General features: G+C 35.6%; 10 protein-coding genes, 1 pseudogene and 1 other annotated feature. Of the genes and pseudogenes, 9 read left to right on the top strand and 2 right to left on the bottom strand.

The window, feature by feature from the left end; translation table 11 throughout:
* Positions 1-77: 77 nt before the first annotated feature.
* From MKX53_RS09195 to MKX53_RS09170, 6 genes are all read left to right on the top strand, one after another.
* The gene (locus MKX53_RS09195; protein ID WP_340910793.1) at positions 78-386 is read left to right on the top strand and encodes a hypothetical protein; all 309 of its coding nucleotides are present in this window, start codon (positions 78-80) and stop codon (positions 384-386) included.
* 500 nt (positions 387-886) lie between these two features.
* Positions 887-1,681 (top strand): polyphosphate kinase 2 family protein, encoded by a 795-nt coding sequence (locus MKX53_RS09190; protein WP_340910791.1) that lies wholly within the window; start codon positions 887-889, stop codon positions 1,679-1,681.
* A gap of 111 nt (positions 1,682-1,792) precedes the next feature.
* Positions 1,793-3,001 (top strand): argininosuccinate synthase, encoded by a 1,209-nt coding sequence (locus tag MKX53_RS09185; protein ID WP_093534083.1) that lies wholly within the window; start codon positions 1,793-1,795, stop codon positions 2,999-3,001.
* A complete protein-coding gene (argH, locus tag MKX53_RS09180) occupies positions 2,998-4,371 on the top strand; it encodes an argininosuccinate lyase (RefSeq protein ID WP_340910789.1) in 1,374 nt (457 codons plus the stop codon). Before MKX53_RS09185 ends, argH begins: the two co-directional genes overlap by 4 nt.
* Positions 4,372-4,541: 170 nt before the next feature.
* On the top strand, positions 4,542-5,435 hold the full coding sequence (locus MKX53_RS09175) for a PucR family transcriptional regulator (RefSeq protein WP_340910788.1): 894 nt from the start codon (positions 4,542-4,544) through the stop codon (positions 5,433-5,435).
* Between the two features lie 121 nt (positions 5,436-5,556).
* Entirely contained in the window at positions 5,557-6,654 is a 1,098-nt protein-coding gene (locus MKX53_RS09170) for an ABC transporter ATP-binding protein (RefSeq protein WP_340910787.1), read from the top strand.
* Between the two features lie 40 nt (positions 6,655-6,694).
* Here the strand turns inward: MKX53_RS09170 and MKX53_RS09165 are convergent, their stop codons facing one another.
* A complete protein-coding gene (locus tag MKX53_RS09165) occupies positions 6,695-7,273 on the bottom strand; it encodes a YitT family protein (RefSeq protein ID WP_340913305.1) in 579 nt (192 codons plus the stop codon).
* A gap of 204 nt (positions 7,274-7,477) precedes the next feature.
* Here MKX53_RS09165 and MKX53_RS09160 point away from each other — a divergent pair, with 204 nt between their 5' ends.
* Complete coding sequence (locus MKX53_RS09160; protein ID WP_340910785.1) at positions 7,478-7,900, top strand: GNAT family N-acetyltransferase; 423 nt, start codon at positions 7,478-7,480, stop codon at positions 7,898-7,900.
* Positions 7,901-8,073: 173 nt separating this feature from the next.
* Positions 8,074-9,303, top strand: a complete 1,230-nt coding sequence (locus tag MKX53_RS09155; protein WP_340910781.1) for a transglycosylase SLT domain-containing protein — start codon at positions 8,074-8,076, stop codon at positions 9,301-9,303.
* A gap of 246 nt (positions 9,304-9,549) precedes the next feature.
* Here the strand turns inward: MKX53_RS09155 and MKX53_RS09150 are convergent, their stop codons facing one another.
* Positions 9,550-9,828, bottom strand: coding sequence for a hypothetical protein (locus tag MKX53_RS09150; RefSeq protein WP_340910779.1), 279 nt, complete (start codon positions 9,826-9,828; stop codon positions 9,550-9,552).
* A gap of 219 nt (positions 9,829-10,047) precedes the next feature.
* Positions 10,048-10,263: a binding site (T-box leader), on the top strand.
* A gap of 35 nt (positions 10,264-10,298) precedes the next feature.
* On the opposite strand from MKX53_RS09150, the pseudogene argS reads away from it, so the two are divergent.
* Positions 10,299-11,977: pseudogene (gene argS, locus MKX53_RS09145) on the top strand (arginine--tRNA ligase).
* The last annotated feature ends 503 nt before the right edge of the window (positions 11,978-12,480 follow it).

Here is a 12,480-nt window from a genome sequence, read left to right as displayed (position 1 = left end):
CGATTTTTTTTATTCGTATGTATAGAAAGAGAGAAATTAAGTTTTGGTCGACGATTAAAATGTTGAGCGGTTTACTAATGGGAATCCTATTTTTATGGATGACTGTTCCAAGTTTAAAATATGTAATAACGAAAGACTTTGATGTTGTTAATGGTAAATGCACGATAGAAATATCTTCATCTGGTCGTTCTTCTAATTCGATTTTCAATATGCTTCAAACAGACGAACAATTTAATTTCAATGAGATTCCTGAACTCGATGCTTATGGCAAATCAATTCCTTATTACTGTGAGGTTACGGTGACCGAAGACCGTATGTGGACAATGGATTATAAAATTTACGATTTAAAGACAAGAAAGCTTATCGATTCACACACAGGTGAGTAGCTTATTCTTTGAAAAAATTTAAGAATAAATATACATATGTAGTTGGAAGAACGTTCCCAAACTAAAGATTGGGATTACATATAACCTCTTAGAATCTTGATTTAATAGCGTTCTAGGAGGTTTCTCTTTGTTTAACTTTAAACAGCTTTTATGCAAAGTCGCTTGATGACGAATACCACAAAACTTTCTTTATTCTTCATCCTTATAGTTGTGAACTTATATTGGATTGTGAAGATTTCGACTCATATACAGAATATACAAATGAAGACGTTTAGTTTAGATTGTGAAACATTGTACTTAAACTAGCGGGTACTTTAGTTTAAAAAAAGACAGAAAAAGGTGAGCTTGGAATTGTTTTTCCAAGCTCATTTTTTCTAAACAAAATCAACCATTAATTTTAACATAGCCTACTTTTATTAAACAAAACATTCATTCAATTACTGTTTTTAGGGTTGTAATAGAAAATTGGGTATACAAAAAGTAAATAAGGAGGGATATCATTGCCAAAATCATTAAGCAATTTAGAAGCGACACAATTTGAGCATTCTAAAAAGGACTACAAAAAGAAACTAAAGAAGCTACAATATCATTTACTAAGTTTACAGAAGACACTTCTCGAGAAAAAGATTGGTCTCATACTTGTTTTTGAAGGAATGGATGCCGCCGGGAAAGGGGGAGCTATTAAGCGTTTAACACAGCGTCTTGATCCTAGAGGATACATCGTTCATCCTATTTCCGCCCCCCAACCACATGAACTCCGTTATCACTATTTGCAACGGTTTTGGAGAAAACTCCCACAGCATGGACAAATAGGGATTTTCGATCGCTCCTGGTATGGGAGAGTATTAGTTGAACGAGTAGAAGAACTGGCAACTAAAGAAGAATGGAAACGTGCTTATAAAGAAATAAATCATTTTGAAAAAACCTTAACGGATGATAACTACATTATTATTAAGCATTGGATACATGTCTCTGAGGAAGAGCAATTGAAACGTTTTACAGAACGCAAGACCGATCCTTATAAAAAGTGGAAGCTAACAGACGAGGACTGGCGTAATCGGGAAAAATCTGACCAGTATATAGAAGCAGCTGAAGATATGTTTGATAAGTCGAATTGTACAGATGCACCTTGGTTTATAGTCCATGGTGATGACAAATTATATGCTCGCTTAACCGTACTACAAAATATTATTCGAGAGATAGAGAACTACTTTACTATAAGAGGAATTGAATATACACTCATTTCTGAACTAGAAAAACAAAAAAAGGAAGAATCGATAAATATACAAAAATAAGAATAATTACTTATATTTATTAATTATTAGTTGTATTCATACAAATTCCATGTTACATTATGTATATTAATACTAAAACAATGTATATAAATGCAATGGAGGAATATAAAAATGAACAAAAAAGTGGTTTTAGCATATTCAGGCGGGTTAGATACATCAGTCGCAATTACATGGTTAAAAGATGAAGGATACGACGTTATAGCGGTTTGTTTGGATGTTGGCGAAGGGAAAGACCTGACATTCGTGAAAAATAAAGCATTAGAAGTTGGAGCAATTGAGAGTTATATGATCGATGCAAAAGAAGAATTTGCTAATGAATATGCATTAATTTCATTACAAGCACATACATGGTATGAAAACAAATATCCATTAGTTTCCGCTTTATCACGTCCACTGATTTCTAAAAAATTAGTAGAAATTGCAGAACAAACGGGAGCAACAGCAGTGGCACATGGTTGCACAGGTAAAGGAAACGACCAAGTGCGTTTCGAGGTTTCTATTAAAGCATTGAATCCAGATTTAGAAGTAATTGCGCCAGTACGTGAGTGGAGCTGGAGCCGTGAAGAAGAAATTGCATATGCAAAAGAAAAGAATATTCCAATTCCTATTAACCTAGACAGCCCATTTTCTATCGATCAAAACCTATGGGGTCGCGCAAACGAATGTGGCATTTTGGAAGATCCGTGGGCTGCTCCACCAGAAGAGGCCTATGATTTAACTGTTTCTCTAGAAAATGCACCGGATACTGCGGATGTCATTGAAATTGAATTTTTACAAGGAGTTCCTACTTCCATAGATGGAAAAGCATATCCATTACACGAACTCATCTTAAAACTAAATGACATAGCTGGAAAACATGGTGTCGGTCGTATCGATCATGTAGAAAACCGTTTAGTTGGTATAAAGTCACGTGAAGTATACGAAATTCCTGGTGCACATACCTTACTTCTAGCGCATAAAGAATTAGAAGATATTACTCTAGTAAAAGAATTAGCTCATTTTAAACCAGTAATGGAGAAAAAGTTGACGGAACTTATTTATGAAGGACTTTGGTTCTCACCACTTAGAACGGCTTTAGAGGCATTCTTAAAAGAAACGCAACAATATGTAAATGGAACAGTGCGTGTTAAATTATTTAAAGGGCATGCCATTGTAGAAGGACGTAAATCTCCAAATTCTCTATACAATGAGAAGTTAGCAACATATACAAAAGATGATGAGTTTAATCATGCATCAGCTGTAGGATTTATCGAGCTATGGGGACTACCAACAAAAGTTCACGCTATGGTGAACAAGGGAGCAGAGAAGGTGAAGGCATGACTAAACTATGGGGCGGCAGATTTCAAAAATCTGCCGAACAATGGGTCGATGAATTTGGAGCATCAATCGGATTCGATCAAACATTAGTGAATGAAGATTTAGATGGCAGTATTGCACACGTTCAAATGTTAGGAGACTGCAATATACTACCATGTGATGATGTCCAAAGTATTTTAGGAGGTCTCGTCCAACTCAAAAAACTGGCAGTTGAAAACAAATTAGAGTTTTCTGTTGCCAATGAAGATATTCACTTGAATTTAGAAAAAATGCTAATCGATTTAATCGGGCCAGTAGGTGGAAAGCTGCATACTGGGCGTAGTCGTAACGATCAAGTGGCAACAGATATGCATTTATTCTTGAAGAATAGAGTAATTGAAATAATCGAGTTAATCGAGACTTTCCAACAAACACTTGTTACACAAGCAGAAACACATGTAGAAACCCTTGCACCAGGATATACGCATTTACAGCGTGCGCAACCTATTTCATTTGCTCACCATTTGATGGCTTATTTTTGGATGCTAGAACGCGATAAGGATCGTTTCAAAGATTCTGTGAAGCGCATCGATATTTCACCACTTGGAGCAGGTGCACTTGCTGGTACGACTTTTCCAATTGATCGTAAGGTAGCTGCTGAATATCTTGGTTTTGCAAATGTTTATGAAAATAGTATGGATGCTGTGAGTGACCGTGATTTTATCCTAGAATTTCTAAGTAATTCTTCTATGTTAATGGCCCATTTGTCTCGTTTTGCGGAAGAAATTATATTATGGTCTAGTGCTGAATTCAATTTTATCGAATTAGATGATTCCTTTTCAACTGGCTCTAGTATTATGCCTCAAAAGAAAAATCCAGATATGGCCGAGTTAATCCGTGGGAAAACTGGTAGAGTTTACGGCAATCTTATGGGGTTATTAACTGTCATTAAGGGTCTTCCACTTGCATACAACAAAGATATGCAAGAAGACAAAGAGGGCATGTTCGATACTGTACATACAATCGTTGGATCATTGAAAATTTTTGAAGGCATGGTACGTACAATGGTAGTTCACACAGAACGACTACATGATACTGTTCACAAGGATTTCTCTAATGCAACGGAACTAGCGGATTATTTAGCTGCAAAAGGACTTCCATTCCGCGAAGCACATGAAATAACTGGAAAACTAGTTTTCCTATGTATTCAACGTGGATACTTCTTACTCGATTTACCACTAGAAGATCTTCAGCAGGCAAGTAGCTTGTTAGAGTCAGATATTTATGATGTACTATCACCACTAGCAGCTGTTAGAAGAAGAAATTCTTTAGGTGGCACTGGTTTCGAGCAAGTGAAAGTACAAATCGAAGAGGCAAAGAAACGACTAGCATAACAAAAACTAAACCTGTAGACACTCTAAAAATGAGTTGTCTACAGGTTTTATTGTATTTCCAAAAAAATTAAAAGCGTGTTGGTTTATGATAAGCTACAATAATAGTAGAATAGTCAAAACTTTTCTATAAGTTTCAAAAAAGGTAATTCTTTCGAAAGAAGGTTTATATAATGATCGATCAATTAAGAAAAATTTACTCTACACTACAAGTATATAAGGACAGTTCCGACGAATTAGGCATAGATTACAAATGGTTTACAACAGACAACCATGAAGTAATTGGCATCCGTAACGACGAACTAACCTCCAAAGATATCTCATTATTAACTGCTTTTCTATCCCCCTATAATGTGAAATTCCCTAATCCAACGGATGCAGAAGGAAAGTGGAGGAAACTTATTTTCTCTACCGAACCAATAGAGGGAGAGAAGGAATGGAAACCTAGTAATCCTTTTCGTTTCGTATATTTTTCGTTTAATAAAGATCAGGTAGAACCTTTCTTGTTTAAAGATGCTATAGATGCGCTCTTTGACAAGCAAGTGTCCATTCTTTGGCACAATGAACACGAAGGTTTTATCATCGAGCAGCAAATGGTGGATGAGGATAGCATTTCATACGATCAGATAATCGATATTTTAATGAGTGACCTTTATGTGAAAATTAACTTCTTTGTGGGACCATATAAAAAGGATGTTAACGATCTTTCGCTTCACTATAAATCCTTGACCAATGTGGCCAACCAAGTATTCCAGTATACGAACAAATCGGTAGTGACTTATGTCGATGCTATACCTTTTATCTTAACAAAGCAGACCGATGAAGGATTAAGACTGGATATTTCTAAAACTATATTACATGAGTACATATATGATGAAGAAACGATTAAAATGATCGAGACTTTTTTCGAATGTAACTTGAACCTTTCCGAAACAGCAAAAGTACTCCATTTACACCGAAATAGCCTGCAATATCGATTAGATCGCTTCGTTGATAAGACGGGAATCGATATTCGTCAATTTCATAATGCAATGACTGTATCCTTGGCATTGCTAGCAAGAAAATGATAGTTAGTAAATATACACAAAGATCTGGTTCATCTTTGTGCACTATTCCCATTTCTTGAAAATTAGAAATATAGTATTCTATTACTAATGAAAGCACTTACAATTTCAAGGGGGAAATAGAATGGCTGAACTTAAATTAGTAAATGTTAAAAAGGTATACGACAATAAAGTAGTTTCTGTAGAAGACTTCAACTTAGAAATAAGAGATAAAGAATTCTTAGTACTAGTTGGGCCATCTGGTTGTGGAAAATCAACGACATTACGTATGATTGCTGGATTAGAGGAAATTTCTTCTGGTGATTTATATATTGGAGACAAACGCGTAAATGATGTGCCACCGAAAGATCGTAATATTGCAATGGTATTCCAAAACTACGCACTTTACCCTCATATGGATGTATACAATAATATGGCTTTTGGGTTGAAGCTTCGCAAATTTAAAAAAGATGAGATTAAAAAACGTGTGGATAATGCTGCAAAGATTTTAGGATTAGAAAATCTATTGAATCGTAAGCCAAAAGCTCTTTCTGGTGGTCAGCGTCAGCGTGTAGCACTTGGTAGAGCAATCGTTCGTGATGCAGAAGTTTTCTTAATGGATGAGCCGTTATCTAACTTAGATGCAAAGCTTCGTGTGCAAATGCGTGCAGAAATTCAAAAACTACATAGCCGTCTACAAACGACTACGATCTATGTAACCCATGACCAAACAGAAGCAATGACAATGGCTACAAGATTAGTAGTTATGAAGGACGGGATCATTCAACAAGTGGGAGCGCCAAAAGAAGTGTATGATGAGCCAGACAATGTATTTGTCGGTGGATTTATCGGTTCGCCAGCGATGAACTTCTTGAATGGTAAATTGATCGGTAATTATTTCATCATGGATGATGTAAAGTTATTAGTTCCTGACGGCAGACTGAAGATCCTTAAAGAGCGTGGGTACGACGGGAAAGATATCATTCTTGGTATTCGCCCAGAGGATATTAATGATGAGCAAGTATTCCTAGACTTCTCTCCGGAAACAAAAGTGAGTGCATCTGTAGAGGTTGCGGAGCTAATGGGTGCGGAAATCATTCTATATTCACAAGTGAACAATCAAAGCTTTGTCGCTCGTATTGACTCTCGTTTCAATATTTCAGCAGGGGACACAATCGACTTAGCATTTGACCTGAGTAAAGCACATTTCTTTGATAAAGAAACAGAACTACGTATAAAATAACATTAAGCCGCTAAAGGAATTATATCCTTAGCGGCTCTTATTATGAAATCGTTACTTTCCTCGTAATAAAACTCGTTGTTACACCAACAAAAAATATCGTAATTATCGATAGAAGCAATGTATCAACAGATAATAATAGCCCACCGCATAACACCACAATCGAATCGATAATAAAAATCAGTATACCTACATTCACACCCGTTTTCACACTGAGTAGTTGAGCTACTAAATCGGTGCCCCCCGTGCTGGTCTTAAAGCGTAGCATTAAACCTATTCCTGCTCCAACAAAGACTCCACCTAATATGGAGCTATAAATCGCCTCGATATGTATAAACCCTACCAATGGTTGTAGAATATCTATCAAAAAAGAAGAGATGATCATTCCATGCAAACTATTATAGAAATATTCCCGATAATTAAACCACGCAATAATAAAAACCGGAATACTAAATAATATAATCATTAATCCAGGCTTTAAACCCCAGAGATAATTTAAAATGAGTGCGATCCCGATAATACCACCATCTAACACTTTATATGGGATTAAAAAAAGATTAATACCTAATGCTATAAAAACACTTCCAACTAATATAACCCAGCCTTTTTTTATCAAATGCATCACTCCCCAGGACATCCATGTATATAGAATATGAAAAAAAGAAAGTGATAATGTAATAATATAAGGGGATTTTTAAGAAAAAGAATTATTTATTGTAATTACGGTATGGTTATTTTTATTTGTACTCTTAATAAAGGATAAATGGTTGTGAGTCACGAATATTTCAAGTTTATATTGAAAAAGGTGTTGAAGGAGAGTGTGGTAATGGATAATTTCAAGGTTATTGAGAAGTTTGATGAGATACGAATAGAGGAGTTACATAGCTTATTTAAAAACGAATGGTGGACGCAGAAGCGTCAAATAACCGAAACTAGGAAGCTGTTAGAAAACAGTAGTGTAGTAATTGGTTTGATTCATGAGAAATCAGGAGAACTAATTGGGTTTGCAAGGGTGATTTCAGATAGTATATATAGAGCTTTCATATTTGATGTTATTGTGAAAGAGAATTACAGAAATGATGGTATCGGTACTATTTTGATGAAAAGTATTCTAAAACACTCTCTTGTTAAAGATGTCGAAAGAGTTGAACTTTATTGTCCTGATAGATTGGTTTCGTACTACGAGAAATTTGGTTTTTCCACAGATGTAAATGGAAGTAATTTAATGAGACGTAGCCATAATCTTTAAGTATGCAATATTCATATTATATTTAATTCACTTATACTTAGGTAGAAACTATGTTAGAAAGCTCTTTTCCTTTCCCAGCAGTTTCATAGCCTAGAAGTCGCTATTAAACATTAATCCTTTATGGTAAAATATACTAGATAAGTATAAAATTTAAATGAATGGAGATTGAATAAATGAAATCAATCAAAATATGGGCAGGTCTCTTAGCTTGTTTAATCCTTCTATGTTTTTCCTATGATGAAGCATTCGCTGAGTCAACATGGGCATCTAAATGTACAACTTATGGAGAAATTAAACCAAATCAAAATCCCTCTTTTCAGCACATAAATTGCTTACTTACGAATGCTGCTTTGGAAGCAGAGATTCCACCCGAAGTGGTGAAAGCAGTGGCTTCCACAGAAAATGGTAATTGGAGACAATTTGATGAGAAAGGTCAACCTATAATCTCAACAGACAATGGAATTGGTCTTATGCAAATTACCAATCAATCGGACTATAATCAAGAAAAATTGAAATACGATATCAATTACAATATTCAGGCAGGCGTCGAAATTCTTAGCAATATGTATAAACGAACAGATCTTCCAAAAATAAAAGAGACAGGACGAGATATAATCGAAAACTGGTATTTTCCTATTATGGCCTATAATGGGACGAAGCCTGTTAACAGTCCACTTATTCAGTCAAATGGATTAAAGAACCAAGCCGCCTATCAAGAAAAAGTCTTTTCGCTTCTTGAAAAAGATAGTTACTTATACGGCACGAAGTTAGGGCAGTTTCCTTTTAATGCAGCTGATTTTGAATATGACCCTAATAGCTTAGAAAATATAAGATTCAAAAAGATGGAGTATTCCTTAAACGATCAAATACATTCCTCTGCATATCATTTTCAAAAAGGAGACAAGGTTTTAGTAACAGAAGATAAGGTAAAGTTAAGGTTAAAGCCCGGATCTTCATCCATTCAAAAGCAATTAGTAAAGAATTCTACCTTAACAATTGAAGGTGATTTCATTTTTGATCAATCTTTGACAAGTTTAAACCAGTTTGTATGGTACCCAGTTAAAACAGAAGATAAAAAGTTAGCAGGTTATATCTCCTCTGCGTATATTACAAAGAAATTAGATGTATCCGCTGTAAGAGTGATGTGGGGAAAAACAGAACTCAAATTGGGGCAAATAGGTAAAGTTACTATTTTATCTAATACAAACTTGGTCAAAATGGAAAGTAACGGATCATTGACTACGGTACGTCCTATGAAAAAAGGAGAGGAATACCGAGTTTATAGCTATAAGAGCAATCATGGTGGTTTATACGGTGTAGGTAATGGAAGTTTTGTTCAAAAGTCCGCTAAAGTAAAGTATGAAACACCATCTAAAAGAAAGTTAGCATTACTTGCAAAATAACTAAAGCTAGTCGTCGATGTAATTAGATTGTCCAAACTACCCGGAAGTAATGAAATCTCTTTATATAAAACCAAACGAGTAGAATATGAGTCAACTAGTTATGAAAATTTGAATGCCACTTAATCCATTAAACTATACATGGGATTAAGTGGCATTTGTTTATTTTGATAAAGCTAATTAATACAATCATGACAACTCCACTTAAATATTAGCCCTTTCTGTGAAGAATAAGCGCAAATTAGTGTACTATCTCCTCGGGGAATTTATTTGTTTTTTTATTTTTTCCATTTCAGATGTTAAATAATCAAGTTGTTTCTGCATATTTTTACTATTTCCATTGTTGCCATTTTCACTTTGTTCCTGCCGTGCCTCTTCTATAGCTAATACGGATGCCATCGTAGCAAGAACATCGCCAAGCGTAGTGATTGCCCCTGCGATGACAGCGAGTTTAGCGCTTTGGCTATCTGTTTGGTGGTTTTGACTATTTTGATTTTCATGGAATAAAAAGTTTTTATTTTTATCCAAGTCGTTAACCTCCAATAATTTACACTTACCTTTTGTGCTCATTATATTCATAGTGTGGTTTTTGGTGAAAATTTTTTAGTTGCTTCTGAGGAACTTGTGTAAGTTGGATAAGCGAGTGGAGTGATTCAATCGACGGGACCAATGATAAGTATTTATAAAATTTGAACGATGGTGTTGACGCAATTTTGAAAATACTGTACTATATGTAAAATCATAAAGTTAAATTCGTTGATGAAGAGAGTAATCGATGCACAACTGCGGAAGCGAGTTAGGGACGGTGGGAGCCTAATACAGAAGATCGATGAAGCGCACTTCGGAGAAATGTCCTGAAATGGAGTAGGGAAAATCGGGGAAGATACCTCGTTACGAACGTAAAAGCGGTCACATTTGTGGCAACTAGAGTGGTACCACGGGAATATAGCTCTCGTCTCTTATAAGAGACGAGGGCTTTTTATATTGGAGGAGAAAATATGAGCCTGACATATCAAATTGCAACTATCATTTCGAATGCTTTAGAAAATGAATGGACTGTAGAGCAAGTGGAACAATTATTAGAAAAACCAAAGCAAACAAAACACGGCGATATGGCATTTCCTTGTTTTACATTAGCTCCTAAAATGCGTAAAGCTCCGCAGCAAATAGCGTTAGAGTTAAGTAAGAAGTTAGAGGATTATTTAATCACCAACATACAAGTAGCTGGAGGATACGTGAATCTTTTCCTCCATCAAGAACTAGTTACTAACCAAGTTTTACAAGCTATTACGACCGATTTACAACAGTACGGAAGTAAAAAGAAAGAGCATGAAAAAATTATCATTGATTTTTCCTCACCAAATATAGCAAAGCCTTTTTCAATGGGGCACTTGCGTTCAACTGTAATAGGCAACTCGTTAGCGAATATTACAGAGAAAAATGGGTACGAAGCTGTTCGTATTAACCACCTAGGAGATTGGGGCACGCAGTTTGGCAAGCTTATTGTCGCTTATAAATTATGGGGAAACCAAGACAAAATTCTTGCAGCACCGATTGCAGAGCTATTAAAGATTTACGTACATTTTCATGAAATGGCAGAAAAAGATGACTCGTTAAACGAACAAGCTCGTGCAGCCTTTAAATCGCTCGAAGAAGGGGATGAAGAAGCTCTAAACTTATGGAATTGGTTCAAAGATGCATCTTTAAAGGAGTTCCAACAAATCTATGAACTTTTGGGTGTTCGCTTTGATTCGTATGCTGGAGAAGCTTTTTATAACGATAAGATGACTAGTGTAGTAGACGGTTTAAAAGAAAAGGGATTGTTAATGGAATCTAACGGGGCGTTTGTAGTAGAACTCGAAGATATGCCCCCTAGTCTGATTACAAAGAAAGATGGGGCTACCCTTTATGCGACCCGTGATCTAGCAGCAGCTATCTATCGTCAACAAACATATCAAGCGACTAAGACGTTTTATGTTGTAGGAAATGAACAATCACTTCACTTTAAGCAACTATTTTCGGTACTTGAGAAAATGGGCTATGAATGGGCTAAACAGCTAGAGCATGTTCCATTTGGAATGATGCTGAAAGACGGCAAAAAAATGTCTACCCGTAAAGGTAAAATCATCTTGCTGGCTGACGTAATAGCGGATGCCATTCACACAGCAAAGCAAAATATTAATGAGAAAAATCCAACCTTAGAGGATAAAGAGGAAATTGCTCAGCAAGTTGGTATAGGAGCAGTTATTTTCAATGATTTAAAAAATGATCGCATGAATGATATTGAGTTTTCGTTAGAACAGATGCTTAACTTTGAAGGGGAAACTGGACCTTATGTACAATATACTAATGCTAGAATCTGTTCGTTGCTCCAAAAAGGCAACTTTAAGGCTGTAGAATTCAACTTTTCACCACTTGGAGATGAAACATGGCAATTATCCAACTACTCGAGGATTTTCCTGGAGTTGTAGAAAAAGCGTTTGCTTATGCTGATCCATCTCAAATAGCAAAGTATTGTTTACTACTATCGCGCCAGTTCAATAAATATTATGCGAATACCAAAATTTTAGCTAAGGATGAAACCACTTCTTCTAAGTTAACATTAGCGTTTTCGGTATCTATAGTTTTAAAGGAATGCCTACGTTTATTAGGTATGCCAACTCCTGAAAAGATGTAATGCAAGGTTGGAATAAGTACGGATATAATATTCAGCAACTGTATACAGTACTCTACAAAGACAAGCACGAACAATAGAACGATAGTTTCTGCTTTTAAGGGAAGGCATGGAAAACTCCATTTGATCGAAAAAGAAGCAAACGAGCTAAATAGAGTTTGCTTTTCTTTGTTATCTGGATATTTGATGTAAATTTCCTATGAACGAATCAGCAATAGCTTTCAGGTTTCTATTGTTTCGCAAGCATCGCACTTAACTTTGGTAAGACTCCTAGAAATTTTGGATTCAATAGGAAGGTTTTTTTAGTAGCTAATCGAATTAGTATAAGAGTATGTATCGGAAGGATCGGTGATCAAGATAATTGAATCAACAAACAAGCATCAAATGCTTCCTTTTATAATGACAATTTTTGTTTACTATGCGGAGCTCTATTTGTTTCTCCTCGATTATATTTCTAGCTTTTTCTTTTGCAACATTTTGGCATTGCTCGTTATATTGTGGCCATT

The sequence above is a fragment of the Psychrobacillus sp. FSL K6-4615 genome, from assembly GCF_038008225.1.
GTDB classification, from domain to species: domain Bacteria; phylum Bacillota; class Bacilli; order Bacillales_A; family Planococcaceae; genus Psychrobacillus; species Psychrobacillus psychrotolerans.
This window is presented reverse-complemented; position numbering and strand designations above follow the sequence as displayed.

Bases quoted from the DNA above. Each gene is read 5' to 3' on its own strand.
- MKX53_RS09195 (WP_340910793.1), top strand. From the start codon at position 78: ATGGGAATCCTATTTTTATGGATGACTGTTCCAAGTTTAAAATATGTA.
- MKX53_RS09185 (WP_093534083.1), top strand. From the start codon at position 1,793: ATGAACAAAAAAGTGGTTTTAGCATATTCAGGCGGGTTAGATACATCA.
- argH (WP_340910789.1), top strand. From the start codon at position 2,998: ATGACTAAACTATGGGGCGGCAGATTTCAAAAATCTGCCGAACAATGG.
- MKX53_RS09175 (WP_340910788.1), top strand. From the start codon at position 4,542: ATGATCGATCAATTAAGAAAAATTTACTCTACACTACAAGTATATAAG.
- MKX53_RS09170 (WP_340910787.1), top strand. From the start codon at position 5,557: ATGGCTGAACTTAAATTAGTAAATGTTAAAAAGGTATACGACAATAAA.
- MKX53_RS09165 (WP_340913305.1), bottom strand. From the start codon at position 7,273: ATGCATTTGATAAAAAAAGGCTGGGTTATATTAGTTGGAAGTGTTTTT.
- MKX53_RS09160 (WP_340910785.1), top strand. From the start codon at position 7,478: ATGGATAATTTCAAGGTTATTGAGAAGTTTGATGAGATACGAATAGAG.
- MKX53_RS09155 (WP_340910781.1), top strand. From the start codon at position 8,074: ATGAAATCAATCAAAATATGGGCAGGTCTCTTAGCTTGTTTAATCCTT.